A 22,235-nucleotide genomic window follows, 5' to 3' on the forward strand; every position below is an offset into this window, starting at 1 on the left:
TACACATGTTTACACGTAAAACAGGGAATTATAAAAGAGTCAATGATTTTTCGGGACGCTTTCCGGTAAAATGGTTTTTAATACCATGTATGTTATTGACTTTTCATTTTGGGGCTATGGGGCAGCCTAGCCCACTCAAGACAGTAGAGCAGGCCTTGCAAAATATGCTGAACGCACATAATGCGGACACCTTAAAAAGTGTGCTATCGCCGGGTTTTTCCGTGGGGCCTTATAGTATGCCATCGGCTTTTGGATGTCTGAAAAATATAGCAGATAAATTTGAATATGAACAGGTCCGGGTTCGTAAAGATAAAACGGATAAGCCGCATGTACTACAGGTCGTTTTCAGTAAAAAGGGTCAAAAGGATCTTTTGGGACACATACATCTGGATGACAGTAATCAAATTCTTTTTATTGATGTGTTTGATCGGCTCTATGGCATGGACCGTACCGCGCATTCTGAGCTGGTTGCTGAAGTTCCTTTTGAAACGGATGACCATGGCAGTGTGGTACTCTTTGTGAAACTCAATAACAGTGATAGGGTATTGAAGCTGCTCTTTGATACCGGCGCTGACGGCATGGCCTTATCCAAAAAGCTGGCCGACTCCCTGGGCCTGAAAGCAGATCTGAAGCAATCTACTTCTGTTGTGGGAGGGAAAATGGATATTGAGATATCCAGGGATAATACGGTGCATTTGGGGGGACTCTCGTTAGCTCATCAAAGCATTGCCTTTTTTAATAAGGTAGATTCCTATGATGGTATTATTGGTAATACAATTGCCCGTGCTTTTATTACGGAGGTGAATTATGATAAGCAGACGATCTCCTTCTATAATTTTGGAGACTACGCTGAAAAAAATAATAGTGCGGCCACAGGCCATGTGGTGGATGTTACGATGCCTTCCGGTGTCATTATCATCCCGGGCCAGCTTTCTGTTACAAAAGGGAAAACGTACAAAGGGGATTTTGTATTTGATTTGGGAGCCGGCTATGGGTTGATTTGTTTTAGACCATTTGTTCGCCATAACCGCTTACTGGTGGATGGTTTTAAACCAGACTATTCAGGTACAACAACCAGCCTCGGGATGACGACGCCGACATTTACAGGGCAGGCCGAGCAGTTTCAGTTTGGCAATCTGCCAGCGCTTAATGGGTTATCTGTGACGCTTATGAGTGGGGGAGGGCAGAGTGAATCCTGGAATCCCGGCTTTGATGGCTCAATTGGAACCCGGTTGATCAGTCGGTATAATTTTACAATCAACTTACAGGCAAAGCAGATTGTGCTGACCCCTAATAAAAGTTTTCATTATCCCCCTGATTTTGCACGTTCAAATATGTTATTTGGATTTGATGTGAAAGGCGATCTGCGCTTCCAGAATTATGTCGGTATAGCGCCGCCTGCTAACGGATTGCCTATGGGGGCACGCATCTTGTCTGTCAATAATATCGGGGTAAGTCAGCTAAGGGATCATCCTGAAAAGTTGAAGGAGTTGCTTGGCGAGGCTGGGGCAAGTAAGTGGACGATTAAATTTGAAAGCACTGGTGGTGCGACTGGTATGCAGATAATGGAAATCTAGGTAAGGGGGGAGTGCGCAATAGAGGAGATCGTAAGGGTAAAAAATAATGCGCCAGAAAGCTGTATGCCTTGTAATGTGGGTTGGAATTTCATTCGGCCATTTTATTATTTACCGCCAAGATACTCCATGATGATTACACGGCCTACCCAATAATATAATAAAACCGGGGATGCTTATTTGTATAAAGCGTCCCCGGTTTATGATTTAAGTGTTGTTGTACATCCTATCTTTTGAAACACAATCCAATGATCATGATCATCATCAGAATTAAAAGCATGAGTACGGTTTTGAAAAACATGCCATTCGTTTGCAGGGTCAGATGCTCCGAGAGTTGACTCATTTCAAGCGGGATCTGGGTCATTTCACTGCTGATCTCACTGAGTTCAGCCCTCACAAAGTCTTTTGTTACATAGTTCTTCCATGATACTCTTGTTTTTTACCTATGGTAAATATCTCAAGCATTACGACACAGGATATCAGCAAATAACCTAATCTTGTTTGGGCTGATCGTCCTGATCATCTTTTAGCTGTTCTTCGGTTACTGTCACCGCAATAGGAATTTTACTTTCCTGTTCTATTGCTTTATAACCGCCCAGTACATTGCGCAGGTTATGGAAGCCTTGTTTTTTAAGAATGGAGGCGCCGATTACGCTACGGTATCCACTCTGACAATGGATATAAATATTGTCGGTATCCTCGATGGCTGCCACCCGGATAGGATCCAGTAGCTGGGGTAGGGGAATATTGACGGCGTCAGCCACATGTCCGGCGTCAAATTCTGTTTCCTTCCGGACATCCAGGACCAGGAGATGCTGATCAAAAGGAAGATCCATGGCCAGTTCATCACTTTCCACGTCGATAATCATGTCCACGGGAAGCCCTGCTTTTTGCCAGGCTTCAAATCCGCCGTCCAGATAACCGTTCATTTTGTCAAAACCTACTCGGGCCAGTCGGGTCATGGCCTCATTTTCCTGTCCGGGGTCGGTGACGACCAGTAATTTTTTATCAAAAGGAATCATGCTGCCTGCCCATTCCGCAAAACGGCCGTTCAGGCCAATAAAGACAGATCCCGGAACAAATCCCTGGGTAAACATCTCTTTATCCCTGGTGTCGATAATCCAGGTATCCGGCTGTTTAGCCGCCAGTTGAAAGTCTTTGGGAGATAAAGGTTGCATGGCACGCCCCAGCACTTCTTCCAGGCTGGCGTATCCTTTTTTGTTCATGGCTGCGTTAATTGGAAAATAGCTGGGCGGTTCCGGCAAATCAGCCGTCACTGCCTTGATAAATGCGGTTTTATTATCTGCCTTTAAGGCGTAATTCGTTTGTTTTTGTTCCCCGATGGTACTATAAGTAGTAGCGCCGAGGTTTTTACCGCAGCTGCTGCCGGCACCGTGGGCCGGATAGACAAGGACATCATCCGGTAATGTGACAATTTTAGACTGCAGGCTGTCGTAAAGCATGCCTGCCAGGTCTTCTTTGGTGAGTTCCGCCCCTTTTTGGGCGAGATCCGGTCTGCCTACATCCCCGACAAATAAAGTATCCCCCGTAAAAAGCGCATGCGGCTTATCCTTTTCGTCCCTGAGCAGATAACAGGTGCTCTCCAGCGTATGGCCCGGCGTATGAAGCACCTCAATCATACATTTCCCCAGTGGGAAAATCTGGTGATCGCTGGCTACCTCCACATCAAAACCTGCTTTGGTCTGGGGACCGTAAATGATCGGAGCCCCGGTGGCCTTTTGCAAATCCAGGTGGCCACTGATAAAATCCGCGTGAAAATGGGTTTCAAAAATATATTTAATCTGAGCTCCCCTTTGTGCCGCCAGTTCGCTGTAAGCATGGGTGTCTCGCATGGGGTCGATAATGGCAGCTTCACCTTCACTTTCAATGTAATAGGCGGCTTCACTCAGACAGCCCGTATATAGTTGTTGGATGTACATGAAAAAAAATTTGTGTTGCACACAAAGGTACAACACGACTTATAGGACAGTGCGTTAATACAAATAGAATTCCCTTAGACTACAGATTATTTTAGCAATTCGTCTACAAAAGTGACGAGTTCCGTCATCCTGTTGTAATTGATGGTGTAGTAGATGAATTTTCCGTCTCTTTGAGTAGTCACCAGGCCTGCTCTTCTTAGGATAGCTAAATGCTGAGAAACGACAGATTGTTCTAATCTTAGTTTTACATAAATCTCTGTAACGGTAATCTTTTCGTTTTCCTGAATGAGTTTGATGACCTGTAAACGGAGTTTATGGTTAATTGCGCGTAGGATTAACGCGGCCTTTTTCATTCTCAGGAAATCTATCGTGATTTCTTCTTGACTTTTTGGATCCTTGATAATGATGTTTTGCGCTGCGTTGCTCATATTATAAATAGATATTTTTAATAATCGGTTATAAATTAATGTATAAAGTTATACAATATTTGCTGTTTTTCTTGAATATATATATTAAAATGACATATTTTTAACATATTAATAGGTTAGTGAACCTTGGCTGTCGTATAGAAAGATTTAAAGTATAACGGTTCGCTGTAAGCTACGTCAGCCAAGCGATTCTGATCAAAATAACGCTTAGCCAAAACATGCTGTGCTTTGCTTCCACTGGGTAAATCGGCAAATACAAAATTGCCTTTCGGAGTCATTTCTTTCCATTTTTGCATACCTGAACCAAAAAAACAAACGGTTTTGCGTTGATCCAGAAAAGGGTGCTCAAAATCCTTGCCATCCAGTAAGTAAGCACCGGGTGGCAGTAAAGCATTCAGCTCGTGGTCATACAAGGCGCAAAAGACCTCCATGCGACGGGCATCAATCATGGGTGCATAGAGAAAATCCGCCGGGTCTTTTTGGTTCAAAATGAGTTTTTCAGCCATAATCTCCAGCGTATTGAGTAAAACCAGCGGTTTATTCAGTGTGTAACAGATTCCCTTAGCTGAGGCCAGACCTACCCTAAGGCCGGTATAAGAGCCCGGGCCGCCGCTGACTGATACTGCGTCGATCTCGGTCAATTGTTTACCTGTTTTTTCTAATATGTTAAGAATGGACGTCTGTAAGAAGGATGCATGTGATTTTTGGTCTTCATGAGTCATTTCTGCCAGATTTTTATCGTTTTCCCAAAGGCTGACCGATGCCTCTTCCACTGCTGAATCTATATGTAACCAGGTTGCCATTATATATATTTATTATACTATATGTTAAATAAAATAAAAATTATAAAACAAATATTTGTTAGCATTAAAACTATCTCTACCTTGCCCTTAGATAAACGACATATAGTCTTTTTGTTTAATGATGAGATGATTTGGTTTCTTTGGCCTTCTATTCCAAGATAGAAGGCCAATTAATTTATAAGCACTTGACTTAGAATTAAATAAGGATTTCAACCTTGGGAATATCATAAAGTGTAAATTGTCCAAATCCAGCCAACGACTCACCATTTATTGCTACGCCGCACCAAATAAAACCGGATTTTCCTGAATATAGTTTTCAATCACCGCTGCAAAATGCCGGTGTTCCAGTTCGTGAATCTTTTTAGCCAGGTCATCCGGGCTATCCGTAGGTTCAACACTACAGGTCGCCTGATATAAATGCTTGCCGTGATCATAGACTTCATCCACTAAATGGATGGTAATACCGGACTCTTTTTCCCCGGCCGCAATTACTGCTTCATGCACAAAATGACCATACATACCCTTGCCTCCATAACCGGGCAATAAGGCCGGATGAATATTTAAAATTCTGCCCTGAAAAGCCACCACTAAATTGGCAGGCACTTTCCAAAGGAAACCAGCTAGGATGACGATATCGATGTGTCGGTTTTGTAGTTCCTTTACATATATATTAGTATCAAAAAAAATAGTCTTATTCAAAATCATCGTTTCCACGCCAAATCTCGCAGCCCTATCCAGCACCCCTGCATTTTTTTTACTGGCAACGACCAGTTTAACACATACAGACGGATGATTTTCAAAGTGCTCCATAATTTTTTCAGCATTGGAGCCAGCCCCCGAGGCAAAGATTGCCATGTTTGTTTTTTTGTGCATATGACAAAGGTCTGTCAATAAGTTGAAATCAGGGAGTTATTTGCTTAAAAATAATAGCTACCTCATAAGAAACTAAAAAAATATTTACCAGATAATAACTCTTACAACCCTTGTTGCTATTGTGTTGTAGCCGATAAAACCAACTGGTTTATTTAAAAAAATAATGCTTGGATGTTCTTTTGTCAATTTCGTGTCATATTTTTGCGGCTGTCAGGGATATTTCTCCACATTCCAACAACTGAATTGTGAATATGATCCAAATAAGAAAAGTAACCGAGAAGGTTGGTTTAATTGTTAGTTTTATCATCTTAATGTCATTTGCGCAAAATGTAAAAGCGCAAGATGGCAAGGCCTTATTTACAGCAAATTGTGCTTCTTGTCACAGTGTCCATAAAGATATGACCGGCCCGGCACTCGAAGGTGTTGAAAGCCGTTGGCCAGACCGAGCCCACATAATCGCATGGGTGCATAACAGCTCCAAGGTAATCGCTTCCGGCGATAAATACGCAACCGACCTGTTCGCCAAGTGGAAGACGCCGATGACGCATTTTGAAGGCGTATTGTCTGATAAAGATGTCGATGCGATTTTAGACTATGTAAAGGTCGAAGGCGCCAAAAAGCCTGAAGCGGGTGCTGCAGCCTCTGCTACCCAGGGTGCCGGCGCTCAGTCAGATAACACCTTATTATACGTTGTATTAACCTGTGTACTTGCCATTGTTGCGATCATCCTGTTACAGGTGAACAGCAGCCTGAAAAGACTCTCTAATAAGAAAGAAGGTCATCCGGTAATCGGACCGATTCCTTTTTACAGAAATAAGAAATTTATCGCAGTTGTCGCTATTTTAATCTTTATTTATATAGGTTATTGGCTGGCCAGCGGCGCCATCGGTCTGGGACACTCCCAGAACTATGAGCCTAAACAGCCGATCTTCTACTCGCATAAAGTACATGCCGGTATCAACCAGATCAACTGTCTGTATTGTCATACCAACGCGCAGTATAGCAGACACGCTACGATTCCTTCTGTCAATGTTTGTATGAACTGTCATATGGCCATTACAGAATATACAGGTCCTAAGCTCTTTACCGCAGAAGGGGAAGAAGTAGACGGATCTGCAGAAATCCAGAAACTGTACAAATATGCCGGTTATGTTCAGGGACAACCCTGGGATGCTTCCAAAGCAAAACCAATCGAGTGGGTTCGTATCCATGAATTACCTGACCACGTTTATTTCAACCACTCTCAACACGTAATGGTGGGTAAGGTACAGTGTCAGACCTGTCATGGTGATATCACCAAAATGGATGAGGTGAAACAATTTGCACCGCTGAGCATGGGCTGGTGTATCAACTGTCACCGTACTACGGATGTACAGTTTAAAGACAACGGATTCTATAGTATATATCAAAAATATCACGAAGGATTGAAGAACGGAACCATCGATTCTGCAAAAGGAATCACCGTGGAAATGATTGGTGGTACAGAGTGTCAGAAATGTCACTATTAATCAAACCCATCCATAACCGAATTCAATACTATACTTTTTAAATTTTTCAAATTTCGATAAATGGCGAACAAAAAACACTGGCAAAGTTTTGGTGAGCGTGGAAATACAAAGGCATTTCAGGACGCAAACAAAAACGAATTCACCGAAGACTTACTTCCTTTTGAAGAAGTTGACGGCGGGTTTTTAAGCGCGCCAACGCCCAGAAGAGATTTTTTAAAATATTTAGGTTTCTCCACTGCTGCTGCAGCCCTGGCTGCCAGTTGTGAGACCCCTGTTCGTAAGGTCATTCCTTTTGCCAACAAACCTGAGGACATCGTTCCGGGTGTAGCCAACTACTACGCAACTACTTATGTGGAAGACGGAGACGCCATCAGTGTCCTTGCAAAAGTAAGAGACGGTCGGCCTATCAAACTGGAAGGAAATGAGCTGAGTGCCGTTTCCGGTGGTGGTACCTCCGCCCGCCTTCAGGCTTCCGTTATCGAATTATACAATACTGCCAGACTACGTTACCCAACCATTGACGGTAAAGAAGTTACTTTTGAAGCGGTCGATAAATCCATCGGTCAGACCCTGCAGGGACCTGCCGTGATTTTAACCACGCCTGTAACCTCACCTACCGGTCTGGAAGTGATCAATAAGTTTATCGCTAAATATCCGGGCAGCCGTCACGTTGTATATAACAGCGTTTCTTACAGCTCTTTACTGGAAGCCAACGAGGCCACCTACGGTAAAAAAGCCATTCCTTCTTATCATTTTGAGAAAGCCAACATCATCGTTGGTCTGGGTGCGGATTTCCTGGGTACCTGGCTCGCTCCTGTTCAGTTCTCCAAGCAATATGCTGAAGGTCGTAAGATCAACGAGAAAGACATCAAAATGAGCAAGCATTACCAGTTCGAAGGTATTTTAAGCCCGACTGGTGCCAGTGCTGATGAAAGATTCCAGACCCGTCCTTCTGAGTTAGGTCAGGTTGCAGCGGCTTTATTAAGCGCTATTAATGGCGGCGTAATAGCCGGAATTGATGACGCTAAATTAAAAGCTGGTATTCAAAAAGTTGCGAAAGACCTGACCGCTAATAAAGGCGCAGCTTTGGTTGTTTCGGGCAGCGCTGATAAAAACGTACAGATTGTCGTAAACGCCATCAATGAGGCTTTAGGTGCCAATGGTACTACCATTGACTGGAGCGTTTTAAACAATACAAAACAGGGAACCGACAGCGATTTTGCTCAGCTTTTAAGTGATATGAAAGCAGGCACGGTATCTACCTTAATCGTATACAATGCCAATCCGGCTTATAGCTGGCAGAAAACGGATGATTTTACCGCGGCCCTGAAAAAAGTAAAAACAACGATCTCCCTGGCTGAGAAAGCAGACGAGACCACACAGCTTTGTAAATACGTGGTTCCAAGCAATCATTTTTTGGAAAGCTGGGGTGATGCTGAACCAAGAACCGGTCATTATAGCTTTATCCAGCCTACCATTAATCCGCTGTTCAAAACCCGCCAGTGGCAGGACAGCCTGCTGAAATGGGCCGGTGAACCGACGGATTACGAAACTTTCCTTAAAACTTACTGGATCAACAAACTGGGTGGTGGTGAAACCATGTGGCTGAAAACCATTCAAAATGGGGTGATCAACCCGGCTGCTGCCACCGCAGCACCTGCAGCCTTTAATATCGCTCCTGTCCAGGCTGCGATGACTGCCATCAGCACCAAGAAGAAAGCAGGTAAATATGAACTGGTATTATATCAGAAAATAGCTATCGGTGAAGGACAGGGTGCGAGCAACCCGTTCCTGCAGGAAATGCCGGATCCGATCTCCAGAGCAACCTGGGACAACTATGTAATGATTTCTCCGGCTATGGCCAAAGAACTGTTAGGTATTGATATCTACAGTGAAGGCAGAGCCGATGAATATGAAGTATATCCGGAAAAACCGGTGATCAAGGTGACTGCCGGAGGAAACTCCGTTGAATTACCAATCCTGGTGATTCCGGGCACCCATCCAAATACCATTGGTATCGCGGTAGGGTATGGCAGAACCGGTAAAATCGGTAAAGCCGCAGACGGATATGGTAAAAATGCCTATCCACTGGCGCAGATCGCAAACGGAACGGTTCTTTTTGAACAATACGATGTCAAAATTGAAACCACCGGTAAAAAATCCAAAGTTGCCCAGATCCAGGTACATGACCGTTACGATTCAGTAATCGGAGGTAAACGTACCGAAGTACTCAAAGTACTCAATCTCCCTGAGTTCCAGGAAGATCCGAAAGAAATACTCAGAGACCGTGAAGAAGAACTCGGACCGTATGGTGGTGTTGAGAACTTCGAAAAACAAGGTACGATCTATCCATATTATGACAAACCAGGTATTCACTGGGCGATGAGTGTGGATATGAACGCTTGTAACGGTTGCGGAGCCTGCGTGGTGGCCTGTAACATTGAAAACAATGTGCCGATCGTAGGTAAAGACGAGGTAGCCCGTTTCCACGATATGCACTGGCTGCGTATTGACCGCTACTACACCGGTGATATTGACAATCCGAATGTTGTATTCCAGCCGATGCTTTGTCAGCACTGCGACAACGCCCCTTGTGAAAACGTATGTCCGGTGAATGCGACCAACCACAGTACGGAAGGTCTGAACCAGATGGCTTATAACCGTTGTATCGGTACTCGTTATTGCGCGAATAACTGTCCATATAAAGTACGTCGTTTCAACTGGGCTGATTATACAGGAGCAGATTCCTTCCCCAATAATCAGGATCAGACCACTGTCGGTAAACTCGACGCTACCGTACATGACAGAATGGACGATCTGTCCAGAATGGTGCTGAACCCGGATGTTACCGTTCGTTCCAGAGGTGTTATGGAAAAATGTTCTTTCTGCGTACAACGTCTGCAGGATGGTAAGTTAAAAGCGAAGAAAGAAAGCAGACCACTGAAATCCGGTGAGAACAACGAATGGGATGTGAAGACCGCCTGCCAGCAGGCTTGTGCCAGCGACTGTATCGTTTTTGGTAATGTAAATGACAAAAACAGTGCAATCTCTAAAGTAAGAAGAGAAAATCCACTTAGATTATTCCATTCTTTGGAACAATTACATACCATGCCGAATGTCAACTATTTTGCAAAAGTGCGTAATACAGATGTTAAGGAGCCAGAAACTCCAACAGCTTAATTAGGATTTAATAATAATTATTTATTGGTTATAAACGAAACCGAATGTCATTATTTAAATACGAATCAGAACTCAGAGAACCCTTGGTGAAGGGCAGCAAATCGTACCATCAGATTACGGAAGATCTTGTTGCACCCATTGAAGTGAAACCAGGTAAACTATGGTACATCGGGTTTTTTATCGCCCTCTGTCTTTTGCTTTTTGGGGTGATCAGTGTCTATACCGAAGTGGTATACGGTATTGGTCAGTGGAACCTGAATAAGACCGTGGGTTGGGGATGGGATATCACCAACTTCGTATGGTGGGTAGGTATTGGTCACGCGGGTACCCTGATCTCTGCGATCTTACTGCTTTTCCGTCAGGGATGGCGTACCGGGGTTAACCGTGCAGCAGAAGCGATGACGATCTTCGCGGTAATGTGTGCCGGTCAGTTCCCGATCTTCCACATGGGTCGTGTATGGGACGGGTTCTTCGTAATGCCTTATCCAAATACACGTGGTCCTTTATGGCCTAACTTTGACTCTCCCTTGCTGTGGGACGTATTTGCGATCTCTACATACTTTACGGTTTCCGTATTGTTCTGGTATACCGGTCTGCTGCCTGACTTTGCAACGGTTCGTGACCGTGCCAAAACAAAACTTAGAAAGTTATTATACGGTATTGCTTCTTTTGGCTGGACAGGTTCCACCAAACACTGGCAAAGACACGAGGCCCTGTCCTTAGTACTGGCCGGTCTGGCAACACCACTGGTACTTTCCGTACACACCATCGTATCCTTTGACTTTGCTACCTCCGTTATTCCGGGCTGGCATACCACGATCTTCCCTCCATACTTTGTGGCTGGTGCGGTATTCTCCGGTTTTGCGATGGTAAACTCACTGTTACTGATTGTGCGTAAGATGATGAACCTGCAGCAGTATATTACCATCGGTCACATTGAGGCCATGAATAAAGTAATCGTGCTGACCGGTTCTATCGTAGGGGTGGCTTATCTGTCTGAGCTGTTTATCGCCTGGTACAGTGGCAACCGCTATGAAGCCTATGCTTTCTTCTACAGCCGTGCGGATCTGTTCAGCCCGCTGGGATGGAGCTACTGGGGTATGATTGCCTTTAACGTACTGAGCCCGCAGATCTTCTGGTTCCGTAAAATGAGACGTAACCTGTTTGTGACCTTCTTTATGAGTATCATCGTAAATATCGGTATGTGGTTCGAACGTTTTGTAATCATCGTTACCTCAATTTACAGAGACTATGTGCCTTCTGCCTGGACGGTGTACTATCACCCGACCATCTGGGAAATGGGCTTCTATATCGGTACATTTGGTTTATTCTTTACCTGTTTCTTCCTGTTCTCTAAATACTTCCCGGTTATCGCCATTGCGGAAATCAAGAGTATCGCGAAAACATCCGGTGACAACCATAAATGGGCAGTGGCTCCGGTGGAAACAAAAGAACCAGAAGTATTTGCTCACGAATACGCCCACTAAGGGCCGGCTCCGCTGGGCATAGAGATATATAATTATAAATGATTTCATTCATAGCGCTGATTACTGGTGCTTAATTGAATAATACAATGGCAAAAAAGAAATTTGTTGTAGCTAGTTTTGATGATGAGGCAAATCTGTTCCCTGCGGTTGAAAAGACCCGTAAGGCCGGATATAAGATTCATGACGTTTATACGCCCTTCCCGATGCATGGTCTGGATCATGTAATGGGTCTGAGAGAAACCAGTTTGCATACTGCAGGTTTTATCTATGGTATCCTGGGTACCTGTACAGCACTGGGTTGTATGTCCTGGATTTTTGTATCTGACTGGCCTCAGATTTATGATGGTAAGCCACACTTTGCATTACCAGCTTTTATTCCGATTACATTTGAGTTGACCGTACTCTTTGCAGCGGTAGGGATGGTATATACTTTCTGCTGGCTGTGTCAGCTGGCTCCTTTTGTGAAAAAGCACATCTTTCACCCAAGACAGACAGACGATATCTTTGTAATGGCGGTAGAATGCACTGCCCAGACAGATGTAGCTGAACTGGAAAGGTTCTTTGATGATAAAGGCACGGTAAGCGTTGAAATCCAGGAGGCGGAAGCCGGCTGGTGGTGGGGCCGCTTTGATAAAGAGCAGCAGATCATCAATGAGAACGCAGTGGAAGTATTATAAGCGGGCAATCGCAAATTAATTAAAAATTCTAGCCGTTTAATATTCGGCTTTTTATACAGAAATCAAATATGAGGATGAAAAAATTATCTGTCATAGCACTTATTTTCATTAGCGGGGCAACCCTGGTAAGTTGTGGTAGCGGCGTAAGACGCGATCCGGGTCATGTTTACATGCCGGATATGTTCTACAGCAGAGCCTATGAGACTTATGCTCAGCGGGATTCTACTCAATTTACTGAAAATGAGGCCGAAGCTGGTCGTAAAATATTCTATAACAATCAGCCGGTGGCTGGTACCATCGCTGCAGGAGAGGATCTGCCTTTCCCACTGGCAAAGGATGCGACTGGAGATACCACCAACTATGTGGCTTCCAAAGCACTGGCCAATCCGGAAGGACCACTTACCGCTGACCAGACTACAGAAATTCACCGTTTATATCTGATTAACTGTGGTATCTGCCACGGAGCGAAAATGGATGGTAACGGACCTTTATATAATGATGGTAACGGGCCTTTTGCCGCAGCGCCTAAAAATCTGTTAGGAGATGCAGTCGTACTTAAAATGCCGGAAGGCCAGATGTTTTATTCCATTGAATATGGTAAGGGAATGATGGGAAGCTACGCTTCACAGTTAAGCCGCAAACAGCGCTGGCAGCTGGTTCATTATATTAAAGCCAGACAGCATCAGGCAGAAGGTATTCCGGTTGATCCGGCTGACGTAGCAGATTCAACAGCACTGGCCGCTACTAATTAATAACCGTACAGACAGTAGATAAGGGTTAATAAATAAAGCTTAGCTCTAAACATTATAGTTAAACATTATATACGATATAAAATGGCATCAATAAAAACACAATTTGTAATTCCAGCCAAGATGAAGACCTGGTCCTATGGACTGATGGGTGTGGGGATTCTTGCCTTTCTGATTGGTTTTTTTACCATGGGAATGAGCAGCGATCCACACCAGAGCGCCACTTTCTGGGGTACTATTATGTATAATTCGGTCTATTTCCTGTTGATTACCAATATAGCGATGTTCTTTTACTGCGCGCTGACCCTGGGGATGTCCGCCTGGCAGGTTTCCTTCAGCAGGGTAGCCGAAGCGATTTCAGCTGCTGTTCCTGTACTGGGACTGGTAGCCGGTGTCCTGTTAATCGGTCTGGTAGTGACCAAATCCCATATTTACCACTGGACAGACGTAGATGCGGTGAAAGCAGATGCTATTCTGACGCACAAACACGGATTTTTAAATGCGCCTTTTTATATCTTATGGACCGTAGCTTCCATTGGTCTATGGGCTTTACTGGGTGCCAGAATGCGTAAGTTCACCCAGGAAGCAGATCAACCTTTTGAAGATCCGCATCATAAACAAAAATTTATTTTCCGTAAAACCGTTAACGCTTCTTTATTCTTAGCCTGGTTTGCGGTGACTGCCGGTTGTGTTACACCATGGATGTGGCTGATGAGCCTGGATCCGCACTGGTACTCTACTATGTATAGCTGGTATATCTTTGCCAGTAGTTTCGTAGGAGGTCTGGCGCTGATTACCTTATTTGTTATATATCTTAAAAATAAAGGTTATTTAGAGTTAACCAACCAGGAACACCTGCATGACTTGGGTAAATTCCTGTTCGCTTTCTCTATCTTCTGGACCTATATCTGGTTTGCACAGTATATGCTGATCTGGTATGCGAACATTCCCGAAGAAACCATTTATTTTAAGACCCGTATTCAGGGTGAGTTCAAAGGTGTCTTTTTCCTGAATTTAGTTATTAACTTTGTATGTCCGATTTTGATTCTGATGAGCAGACCTGCAAAACGTAACTATACCATGATGACCTTTATGGCGGTATTATTACTGTTCGGTCACTGGCTGGATTTCTACCAGATTATCATGGGTAGCGTCTCTGTTCACCATATCACACTGGGCTGGCTGGATTTTGGTATTGCAGCATTATTTGTAGGTATTACGATCTACCTGGTCGGTAAGGCTTTAGCAAAAAGGCCGCTGGTTCCTAAATATGATCCCTTCCTCAAGGAAAGTATCATTCACCATACCTAAGCCTTACAAGTACGCACGTCAAAATCTGATTTAGAAAAATATTTTAAGCAATATACATTATGTCAATGTTTTTTACCGTCGCCGCCTTCTTCTTAATTGTGATAGTAATCTTCCAGATTGCTAAAGCAACTGAGTATGTCTCCGTGCTAAAAGGCGAAGAGCAATCCTTTAAACAGAGCAATAAGGTAAATGGGGTACTTATGATTGTATTCCTTATCCTTGGGCTTATTGGTGTTTATTGGTGCAACAAATTACTCTACCCCAGGATGACCTTCAGAGAAGGATCTGCCAGTATCGAAGGGGAACAGGTGGATAAACTGTTCTGGATTACTTTGATTTTGACAGGTATTGTATTTTTTGCGACACAAATCTTACTGTTCTGGTTCGCCTTCCGTTATCAGTATAAGGAAAACAGAAAAGCCTTTTATTTTCCGCATAACAATACCATGGAAATTATCTGGACCTCCGTTCCTACCATCGTACTGTTGATTATGATTGTATACGGTCTGCGCAGCTGGTTTTTGTTTACCGGTGACGCGCCAAAAGGTGCCATGCAGATCGAAGTAACCGGTCACCAGTTCGGATGGGAGTTCAGATATCCGGGTGAGGATGGCGTATTTGGTAAAAAGTATTTTAAGGATATTGACCCTGCCAACTCCAATACACTGGGTCTTATCTGGCAGGATAACGCTGCTTTAAAACAAAAAGCAGATCCCGCTACCTTTGATGATATTATTATTTCAGGGACCATGTACCTGGTTAAGAATAAACCTGTAGAACTTTTAATTAATTCTCAGGATGTTATCCATGACGTGGGTCTTCCTCAGTTCAGAATGAAAATGGATGCGGTTCCCGGTACGCCTACGCGTCTTTGGTTTACGCCCAAGTATACCACCGAAGAGATGAGAAAGATAACCGGTAATCCTCATTATACCTATGAGTTGGCCTGTGATCAGCTCTGCGGTAACGGACACTACTCCATGCGTGCAGTCATTGAAGTGGTTACCCAGCAGGAGTATGATGTAATCATGGCTAAACAAAAGCCTGCTTACTTCCGTGCGTTCCCGGATAAGGATCCGTCTAATCAGCAGCCTGCTGCAGCAACAGATTCAACTGCTGCTCCCGGCGCTGCAACCGCCTTAAGAGCAGCGCATGATACCGCTGCCCTGGCACTCAGATAAGTATTATTTTTAGAATTGATAGATACTAGATTACGTACAGATAAAGCATTTGAATTTTTAAAGATACAATCATGAACAACGAAGCTGTATTGCAGGCAGGTGCTGCCACACTTCATGTGGCTGGAGACCACGGAGAGGCGCATCACCACCATAAGCAATCTTTTATTACAAAATATATTTTCAGCCAGGACCATAAAACCATTGGTAAGCAGTTTTTGATTACCGGTATTATATGGGCACTGATTGGAGGTTTTATGTCTGTATTATTCAGGCTGCAACTGGGTTTCCCGGATACTTCCTTTCCTTGGCTGTCTACTGTTATAGGTCACTGGGCCAAAGACGGACATATCACCGCTGAGGCTTATTACTCACTGACGACCATCCATGGTACGGTCATGATCTTCTTTGTACTCACAGGGGGCCTTTCCGGTACCTTTGCCAACTTCCTTATTCCGCTACAGATTGGTGCCAGAGATATGGCATCTCCTTTAATGAATATGCTGAGCTACTGGTTTTTCTTTACCGCCAGTGTGATCATGTTAAGTTCTTTCTTTGTAGAAACCGGTCCTTTTGCCGGTGGCTGGACGGCCTATCCTCCTTTAAGTGCCTTAGGTGACGCTTCACCGGGTTCTAAAACAGGGATGGACTTATGGCTGGCTTCGCTGATTCTGTTTGTTGTATCGCAGTTATTAGCAGGTCTGAACTATATCTCCACTGTACTGAATATGCGTACCAAGGGTATGAGCATGATGCGTATGCCACTGAGTACCTGGGGTGTATTCCTGCAGGCTGTACTGGGTGTACTTTCTTTCCCTGTATTATTTGCCGGCTTTATCCTGTTGATTTTTGACCGTCACTTCGGTACCAGCTTCTACCTGTCTGATATCTATATTCAGGGTGTAGGTGCTTTACCGCACGAAGGTGGTAATGCGATTTTATATCAACACTTATTCTGGTTCCTGGGTCACCCAGAGGTTTATATCGTTATTTTGCCAGCCATGGGTATCGTATCTGAGGTAATGTCTACCAATGGTCGTAAACCTATCTTTGGTTACTCTGCGATGGTAATGTCCATGTTTGCGATTGTGGTACTGGCCTTCTTAGTATGGGCGCATCACATGTTCGTAACCGGTATGAATCCGTTCCTCGGATCGATCTTCGTACTGTTAACGCTACTGATCGCGGTGCCGTCGGCCATCAAGGTATTTAACTGGCTGACAACCCTCTGGAAAGGTAACCTGCGGTTTACGCCAGGTATGCTGTTCGCGATCGGCTTTGTGAGTGTATTTATCTCCGGAGGTCTGACAGGTATCTATACCGGTAACTCCGCTATTGATATCCATATCCACGATACTTACTTTATTATCGCACACTTCCACCTGGTAATGGGTGTGGCTGCCTTCTTTGGTATGTTCTGCGGTGTTTACCACTGGTTCCCCAAAATGTATGGTCGTCACATGAATAATACCCTGGGCTATATCCACTTCTGGGTTACGCTGGTGGGTGCTTATTTGATTTTCTGGCCAATGCACTATGAAGGTCTGGCCGGTATGCCAAGAAGATATTATGATTACAGCAGCTGGGAAAGCTTCAAACAGTTTGTTGAGCTGAACAGATTTATCAGTATCTGTGTGATCATCACGTTTGCGGCACAGTTCCTGTTCCTGTTTAACTTCTTCCATTCTATTTTCAAGGGTAGGAAACTGACCGTGAAGAACCCATGGAAGTCCAATGCACTGGAATGGACTACGCCAATTAATGTGGGTCATGGCAACTGGCCTGGTGAAATCCCTGAGGTTCACCGCTGGCCATATGACTACAGCAAGGACGGTCATGACTTCATCCCTCAGACAGTTCCTGTTGGTGAAGAAGACAATCCGCTGTATACTTCGGCAGAATTTACCGGTATCAAGGTAGAAGAAGAGCCGGCAAAAGCGCACAAAAAAGCGCATGCATAATTACCGGTTGGCCCGGGCTTAAGCCTGGTCGCAAGCAGGTAATAGAAATTGAATAATTACAGGTAGATCTTTGATTCAAAGGGATCTGCCTGCAAAAAATAAGATTTTTGAAACAGGATAGTGTTAATGCTAATACGAATACGGCGCCGGGTAAGCTGAATGTCTTGATTAAAGACTATATGACGCTTACTAAGTTCACTTTGAGCTTTACGGTTGTCTTTTCCTGTGTGATTAGTTATCTTTTGTCACCGAATACCTTGGTATCCAATGTGGCGAAGATTATTGAGCTCTTTGTAGCAGGGTTACTCGTTACGGGTGCCGCTAATGCCATCAATCAGGCCGTTGAAAAGGATACGGATGCCTTGATGAAAAGAACCGCCAACCGTCCGGTAGCAGCCGGCAGGATCAGTCAGCAAAATGCGCTGATCTTTGCCTATGTTACAGGGATTCTGGGTGTGGCCATGATGTGGTACTGTTTTAATGCACAGTCTGCCTTATTATCGGCCTTCAGCATGTTTTTATATGCTTATATATACACCCCTTTAAAGAAAAAGAATTCCATCGCGGTACTGGTAGGTGCTTTTCCGGGAGCGTTTCCCTGTCTGATTGGCTGGGTAGCAGGATTTGTAGCGGGCGGCGATAACAGCTGGTATGGCGGTCTGGTACTGTTTTTAATACAGTTCCTCTGGCAGTTTCCCCATTTTTGGGCGATTGCCTGGGTGGCGCATGGCGACTATACCAAGGCCGGCTTTAAGTTATTGCCTTCTGACAAAGGCCCTACCAGGAACACGGCCATGAAAGCGGTTGTATATGCAGCGCTGATGGTGCCTGTAGGGATGCTGGCTTTTATTCCACTGGGCGGCGGACATCCTTTAAATGATGCCGGCACGCTGGCCGGAAAAATCAGCTTTGCCATTGTACTGATCTGTAACTTGTTTATGGTGGTGCAATGCATCCAGTTATACATCAATATGGATGTGAAGTCAGCCAGAAGAGTGATGTTCAGTAGTTATATTTATTTGCCGGTGGTGCTGTTAGCTTTACTGTCGGCAGTGAACAAAACATTTTAAATGACAACCGTGAGTGTTACTGAAAATAAAGGCAAATTACATCCGCATAAGTTTTTACTGTGGGTGGGCATGGCAAGCATTGTCATGATGTTTGCGGGTCTGACCAGTGCCTATGTTGTAAAAAGAACTTTTAGCAACTGGATGGAGTTCGGGCTGCCTTCTGTTTTCTGGGTTTCTACGATAGTGATTTTGGTGAGTTCACTGACGATGCATCTGGCTTTAAAGAATTTTAAGGCCCACGAGCGGAAAAAATATAAGAACCTGATTACGGTCACCGCAGTTTTAGGTTTATTATTTGCGGCGTTGCAGTTATACGGTTTCACCCAGCTCCATGAAAAGGGCATTCAGATCTTTGGGATAGGCAGTAATGCATCGGCTTCCTTTTTGGGAATCATCGTCGGGTTACACGCATTACACGTGATAGGGGGGATTATAGCGCTGTTGATCATATTTTTCAGGGCCTATGGCACGAAAGTGAAGCGCTATGACAAAACACCCATTGAGATCGTCGCCATTTACTGGCATTTTGTAGATATATTATGGATCTACCTGTTTTTGTTCTTTAGCTTTATGTAGAATTAACATAACAGGCAGATTATCAGATAAATTAAGAAGCATTAAAAAATAAGATAATTCATTTTTATTCTTTATTATGGCACATACAGCAGCAATACATACTGAAAAGCCGAGCAAATGGAGCGGTGGTAGCAGTCCCTTTAAAGTAGAATATGGCAAATTGATGATGTGGTTCTTTTTGCTGAGTGACTCCTTTACTTTTGGAGCTTTACTGATTTCTTATGGTACTACCAGGTTTGCCACCATTGGCTGGCCTGACCCGAACGTTGCTTTTAATAAGTTCCCGGGCATCAGTGCCAATGCACCGCTGGCCTTTGTGAGTCTGATGACTTTTATCCTGATTATCAGTTCCGTTACGATGGTACTGGCAGTTCAGGCCGGAAAGGAAATGAATAAAAAAGACGTGGTCCGGTATTTAATTCTGACCATTATCGGTGGGCTGATTTTCTTGGGCTGTCAGGCCTGGGAATGGACACACCTGTTTCATGAAGGAGCGTGGTGGGGTGCCAATCCATTTGCCAACTCTAATGGAACACAGTCTACACAGAACTTTACCAACTTCTTTTTCACCATCACCGGTTTCCATGGTTTCCACGTATTCTCAGGTGTTTGTATCAATGTGATTATGTTGATTATGACCCTCTGCAATAAGTTTGAACAAAGAGGCCATTACCTGATGATTGAAAAAGCAGGTCTGTACTGGCACTTTGTGGATCTGGTCTGGGTATTTGTATTTACCTGTTTTTACCTGGTATAAGTTAACCTATTAATTTGCTACAAATTCATTATACATGTCAAATTTAGAACAATTAGAGAGCGGCGGACACACACATGCACATGCATTTGATTCCAAGAAAGTAAAAAGAGAGATCTGGAGAATCACCTTATATCTGTCTATTCTGACAGTGGTGGAACTTATTTTGGGCTTTATCATGATGCCTTGGCCGGAAGACAGTCTGAAAAGACACCTGGTAAAAGGCCTTGTAATGGCCCTTATGCTTTGGAAGGCTTTCTATATTATCGGATACTTTATGCACCTGCGTCATGAGGTTCGTAATATGATTATGGTAATTTCGATTCCTTCCATCCTCTTTGTCTGGTTTATCGCAGCTTTCCTGGGTGATGGTCAGTCCTATAAAGATTTAAGAGCCAGAATGGACCCGTATCACGTGGAACATGCGCAGCTTCCGATGGAATTTCCGGCTGAAGAAGGACATGAAGGCCATGAAACACCTGAAGTGCATAAAATGGAAGCTCCGGCTGCCACTCCGGCTCCTGCTGCAGCAGGTACCGACACCAGCAAAAAGGCTGAATAATTAAAAGATAAGGATAATCATGGCGGCTGAAAATGCCGGTCTGATTACAAAATAAACAACGATAGCCATCTGTTTTTAGGAAAGCAGATGGCTATTGTTGTTTTTGCCGGGGAAGGATTTTTGACTTTTTAGGATTGATTTTTTGTGTGGGGGCGGGGTAGATTTGCTGTTATGTTTTAAAACATGAGTCAGGAAGCATATGGGGGTAATCAAAAATGTTTATTTTTGATGGATGCTGTCAGAATTGGAAATAGTAAAGGGTATACATCCCGGCCTCATCCTGCAAAGAGAACTATTGATTCGCAATATTGCTCAAGGTCAATTGGCACGGTCTATTCAGGTTGCTCCTAAAATCATAGACGCTATTATTGACGGCAAAATGGATATGAATATTGATCTGTCCATGCGAATAGAAGAGGCGCTGGGATTGGAAGAGGGGTATCTGATGACCTTACAGGTATTTTTTGATATTAAAAAGAAAAAATGAGCGTTGTCGATGCGGAAGATACCGGATATTTCTAAATTTAGACGCGTTTTGTTTTGGGACACAAAAATTGAATCCATCGACTGGCAAAGACAAAAAAAGCCGTTATTCAAAGAGTATTTGAAAGTGGGAATTTTTCTGAGAAAAAAGAGGCGCTGCATTTTTATGGACGGGGCGTGATCAAAGAAATCCTTAATACAAAATAATCAAAGAAAATGGGGTAGATGATACCGGAATCCAAGCTCAATTCTTGCCCAAATTTAGGTCATCCCATATGTTGCCATTAATAGCTGAGCATTACGATTGCAAAACGGCTCCGCTGCTGTTAACCTTCCGGATATTATTTTCCAATGAATTTATGGGCTGCTCATCCGTTTATGCGACAGGCGGATTTTTATCCATGCGAGGTTTTAACCTGCTGGTTTTGTCGGCTAATTTATATAGGTATTTTCCCTTACTGGCCTTTGTGAGCTGAGACCTTTCTATAAAGGATTTTACGAGTGGTTCTGACCGGATAAAAGAATCAATTATTTTGATTGCCCTTTTTTCAAGGATACCTAAACGCCTTGCCAGTTCCAGAAAATCCGGCCTCCCATAATAACCATATACGGAATAAAATGGAGAATCCAGGCTATCCTCATAAAGATCCAGCGCTGTGTCAGATTCATAGTTAGTGTGTAACACGGTGCATAAAAGGTCATAAGCAGGCGTAAGCCTGTACTCCCCATTGTCCAGTTTTAGCAAAGAGAAATTTTTTAAGTGGGCGTCTCCATTGGACACCACATAATTAGAGTCTGCTCAATAACTCACCGCTAGGTGGTCATTAACACATTATAATAATTTTTAATTCTGAAATTTCCGGCTAGCCTGACTACATGATAGGCTAGCCAATTTTGTATCCTTAATAGTAGGGATACAGGTGCCTGCCTGGTCATCCGGACCAGGTTTAGCACCAGGGCTATAGTAGATATCCATGAAGTACTTGTATTGGCCAGCTTGGCTTTTATATTGTCCATGCCATATCTGGTCTTTGCTTGGCCAAATTTTCCCTCTATTGGATTTCTTTCGCCCGGTCTTATGTGATTTTTCACTGCCGTTGCGGATGGACGACCTAGCGGTT

At 43.8% G+C, this 22,235-nt stretch carries 21 protein-coding genes and 1 pseudogene; 15 read left to right on the top strand and 7 right to left on the bottom strand.

All coding sequences use genetic code 11. The features are described 5' to 3' along the window. The first annotated feature begins 5 nt into the window (after positions 1-5). The gene (locus BLU80_RS02130; protein WP_091392666.1) at positions 6-1,577 is read left to right on the top strand and encodes a retropepsin-like aspartic protease; all 1,572 of its coding nucleotides are present in this window, start codon (positions 6-8) and stop codon (positions 1,575-1,577) included. Between the two features lie 223 nt (positions 1,578-1,800). Here BLU80_RS02130 and BLU80_RS19480 read toward each other — a convergent pair whose 3' ends face one another. The 5 genes from BLU80_RS19480 to purN all read right to left on the bottom strand — a co-directional run bounded on the left by BLU80_RS19480 (position 1,801) and on the right by purN (position 5,600). Continuing rightward, positions 1,801-1,971 carry a hypothetical protein gene (locus BLU80_RS19480; protein ID WP_170831113.1) on the bottom strand — a complete coding sequence of 57 codons (171 nt, stop codon included), beginning with the start codon at positions 1,969-1,971 and terminating at the stop codon, positions 1,801-1,803. 94 nt (positions 1,972-2,065) lie between these two features. Beyond that, positions 2,066-3,514 (bottom strand): MBL fold metallo-hydrolase, encoded by a 1,449-nt coding sequence (locus tag BLU80_RS02135; protein ID WP_091392667.1) that lies wholly within the window; start codon positions 3,512-3,514, stop codon positions 2,066-2,068. A gap of 86 nt (positions 3,515-3,600) precedes the next feature. After that, positions 3,601-3,942 (bottom strand): ArsR/SmtB family transcription factor, encoded by a 342-nt coding sequence (locus tag BLU80_RS02140; protein ID WP_091392669.1) that lies wholly within the window; start codon positions 3,940-3,942, stop codon positions 3,601-3,603. A 116-nt stretch (positions 3,943-4,058) separates the two neighbouring features. Further along, positions 4,059-4,745, bottom strand: a complete 687-nt coding sequence (gene tsaB, locus BLU80_RS02145; protein ID WP_091392672.1) for a tRNA (adenosine(37)-N6)-threonylcarbamoyltransferase complex dimerization subunit type 1 TsaB — start codon at positions 4,743-4,745, stop codon at positions 4,059-4,061. Positions 4,746-5,018: 273 nt separating this feature from the next. Continuing rightward, the gene (gene purN, locus BLU80_RS02150) at positions 5,019-5,600 is read right to left on the bottom strand and encodes a phosphoribosylglycinamide formyltransferase (RefSeq protein WP_244518672.1); all 582 of its coding nucleotides are present in this window, start codon (positions 5,598-5,600) and stop codon (positions 5,019-5,021) included. A gap of 269 nt (positions 5,601-5,869) precedes the next feature. Here purN and BLU80_RS02155 point away from each other — a divergent pair, with 269 nt between their 5' ends. From BLU80_RS02155 to BLU80_RS20045, 14 genes and pseudogenes are all read left to right on the top strand, one after another. Beyond that, the gene (locus BLU80_RS02155) at positions 5,870-7,126 is read left to right on the top strand and encodes a c-type cytochrome (RefSeq protein WP_091392677.1); all 1,257 of its coding nucleotides are present in this window, start codon (positions 5,870-5,872) and stop codon (positions 7,124-7,126) included. 60 nt (positions 7,127-7,186) lie between these two features. Beyond that, on the top strand, positions 7,187-10,306 hold the full coding sequence (locus BLU80_RS02160; RefSeq protein WP_091392679.1) for a TAT-variant-translocated molybdopterin oxidoreductase: 3,120 nt from the start codon (positions 7,187-7,189) through the stop codon (positions 10,304-10,306). A gap of 44 nt (positions 10,307-10,350) precedes the next feature. Continuing rightward, complete coding sequence (gene nrfD, locus BLU80_RS02165) at positions 10,351-11,793, top strand: NrfD/PsrC family molybdoenzyme membrane anchor subunit (protein WP_091392681.1); 1,443 nt, start codon at positions 10,351-10,353, stop codon at positions 11,791-11,793. Positions 11,794-11,879: 86 nt separating this feature from the next. Then, positions 11,880-12,470: a DUF3341 domain-containing protein gene (locus BLU80_RS02170; RefSeq protein ID WP_091392683.1), complete on the top strand. Its 591-nt coding sequence runs from the start codon at positions 11,880-11,882 to the stop codon at positions 12,468-12,470. A 74-nt stretch (positions 12,471-12,544) separates the two neighbouring features. Beyond that, the gene (locus BLU80_RS02175) at positions 12,545-13,222 is read left to right on the top strand and encodes a c-type cytochrome (protein WP_091392685.1); all 678 of its coding nucleotides are present in this window, start codon (positions 12,545-12,547) and stop codon (positions 13,220-13,222) included. 81 nt (positions 13,223-13,303) lie between these two features. Continuing rightward, a complete protein-coding gene (locus BLU80_RS02180; protein ID WP_091392687.1) occupies positions 13,304-14,530 on the top strand; it encodes a quinol:cytochrome C oxidoreductase in 1,227 nt (408 codons plus the stop codon). A 59-nt stretch (positions 14,531-14,589) separates the two neighbouring features. Further along, entirely contained in the window at positions 14,590-15,711 is a 1,122-nt protein-coding gene (locus BLU80_RS02185) for a cytochrome c oxidase subunit II (RefSeq protein WP_091392689.1), read from the top strand. Between the two features lie 71 nt (positions 15,712-15,782). Then, positions 15,783-17,669 (top strand): cytochrome c oxidase subunit I, encoded by a 1,887-nt coding sequence (locus BLU80_RS02190; protein WP_091392691.1) that lies wholly within the window; start codon positions 15,783-15,785, stop codon positions 17,667-17,669. Between the two features lie 107 nt (positions 17,670-17,776). Further along, positions 17,777-18,739 (top strand): heme o synthase, encoded by a 963-nt coding sequence (cyoE, locus tag BLU80_RS02195; protein WP_244518674.1) that lies wholly within the window; start codon positions 17,777-17,779, stop codon positions 18,737-18,739. Next, positions 18,740-19,315 carry a cytochrome c oxidase subunit 3 gene (locus BLU80_RS02200; protein ID WP_091392694.1) on the top strand — a complete coding sequence of 192 codons (576 nt, stop codon included), beginning with the start codon at positions 18,740-18,742 and terminating at the stop codon, positions 19,313-19,315. It abuts the gene before it with no gap. Positions 19,316-19,391: 76 nt separating this feature from the next. Continuing rightward, the gene (locus BLU80_RS02205) at positions 19,392-20,072 is read left to right on the top strand and encodes a cytochrome c oxidase subunit 3 (protein WP_091392696.1); all 681 of its coding nucleotides are present in this window, start codon (positions 19,392-19,394) and stop codon (positions 20,070-20,072) included. Between the two features lie 34 nt (positions 20,073-20,106). Next, positions 20,107-20,631, top strand: coding sequence for a cytochrome C oxidase subunit IV family protein (locus BLU80_RS02210; RefSeq protein WP_091392697.1), 525 nt, complete (start codon positions 20,107-20,109; stop codon positions 20,629-20,631). 232 nt (positions 20,632-20,863) lie between these two features. Beyond that, positions 20,864-21,118, top strand: coding sequence for a helix-turn-helix transcriptional regulator (locus BLU80_RS19655; protein ID WP_211481716.1), 255 nt, complete (start codon positions 20,864-20,866; stop codon positions 21,116-21,118). Positions 21,119-21,127: 9 nt separating this feature from the next. Next, positions 21,128-21,321, top strand: a pseudogene (locus tag BLU80_RS20045) (DUF6922 domain-containing protein). Positions 21,322-21,490: 169 nt separating this feature from the next. Here BLU80_RS20045 and BLU80_RS02220 read toward each other — a convergent pair. Then, complete coding sequence (locus BLU80_RS02220) at positions 21,491-21,898, bottom strand: HipA domain-containing protein (RefSeq protein ID WP_091392699.1); 408 nt, start codon at positions 21,896-21,898, stop codon at positions 21,491-21,493. Between the two features lie 29 nt (positions 21,899-21,927). Further along, positions 21,928-22,235: transposase (locus tag BLU80_RS19660; RefSeq protein WP_211481717.1), on the bottom strand; the 308-nt coding region annotated here is incomplete at its 5' end.

The organism is Arachidicoccus rhizosphaerae (assembly GCF_900107765.1).
In the GTDB taxonomy this organism is placed as follows: domain Bacteria; phylum Bacteroidota; class Bacteroidia; order Chitinophagales; family Chitinophagaceae; genus Arachidicoccus; species Arachidicoccus rhizosphaerae.

What these genes read in the sequence shown, in the direction of transcription:
- BLU80_RS02130 (WP_091392666.1), top strand. Translation starts at nt 6, where the DNA reads ATGTTTACACGTAAAACAGGGAATTATAAAAGAGTCAATGATTTTTCG.
- BLU80_RS02135 (WP_091392667.1), bottom strand. Translation starts at nt 3,514, where the DNA reads ATGTACATCCAACAACTATATACGGGCTGTCTGAGTGAAGCCGCCTAT.
- BLU80_RS02140 (WP_091392669.1), bottom strand. Translation starts at nt 3,942, where the DNA reads ATGAGCAACGCAGCGCAAAACATCATTATCAAGGATCCAAAAAGTCAA.
- tsaB (WP_091392672.1), bottom strand. Translation starts at nt 4,745, where the DNA reads ATGGCAACCTGGTTACATATAGATTCAGCAGTGGAAGAGGCATCGGTC.
- purN (WP_244518672.1), bottom strand. Translation starts at nt 5,600, where the DNA reads ATGGCAATCTTTGCCTCGGGGGCTGGCTCCAATGCTGAAAAAATTATG.
- BLU80_RS02155 (WP_091392677.1), top strand. Translation starts at nt 5,870, where the DNA reads ATGATCCAAATAAGAAAAGTAACCGAGAAGGTTGGTTTAATTGTTAGT.
- BLU80_RS02160 (WP_091392679.1), top strand. Translation starts at nt 7,187, where the DNA reads ATGGCGAACAAAAAACACTGGCAAAGTTTTGGTGAGCGTGGAAATACA.
- nrfD (WP_091392681.1), top strand. Translation starts at nt 10,351, where the DNA reads ATGTCATTATTTAAATACGAATCAGAACTCAGAGAACCCTTGGTGAAG.
- BLU80_RS02170 (WP_091392683.1), top strand. Translation starts at nt 11,880, where the DNA reads ATGGCAAAAAAGAAATTTGTTGTAGCTAGTTTTGATGATGAGGCAAAT.
- BLU80_RS02175 (WP_091392685.1), top strand. Translation starts at nt 12,545, where the DNA reads ATGAAAAAATTATCTGTCATAGCACTTATTTTCATTAGCGGGGCAACC.
- BLU80_RS02180 (WP_091392687.1), top strand. Translation starts at nt 13,304, where the DNA reads ATGGCATCAATAAAAACACAATTTGTAATTCCAGCCAAGATGAAGACC.
- BLU80_RS02185 (WP_091392689.1), top strand. Translation starts at nt 14,590, where the DNA reads ATGTCAATGTTTTTTACCGTCGCCGCCTTCTTCTTAATTGTGATAGTA.
- BLU80_RS02190 (WP_091392691.1), top strand. Translation starts at nt 15,783, where the DNA reads ATGAACAACGAAGCTGTATTGCAGGCAGGTGCTGCCACACTTCATGTG.
- BLU80_RS02200 (WP_091392694.1), top strand. Translation starts at nt 18,740, where the DNA reads ATGACAACCGTGAGTGTTACTGAAAATAAAGGCAAATTACATCCGCAT.
- BLU80_RS02205 (WP_091392696.1), top strand. Translation starts at nt 19,392, where the DNA reads ATGGCACATACAGCAGCAATACATACTGAAAAGCCGAGCAAATGGAGC.
- BLU80_RS02210 (WP_091392697.1), top strand. Translation starts at nt 20,107, where the DNA reads ATGTCAAATTTAGAACAATTAGAGAGCGGCGGACACACACATGCACAT.
- BLU80_RS19655 (WP_211481716.1), top strand. Translation starts at nt 20,864, where the DNA reads ATGCTGTCAGAATTGGAAATAGTAAAGGGTATACATCCCGGCCTCATC.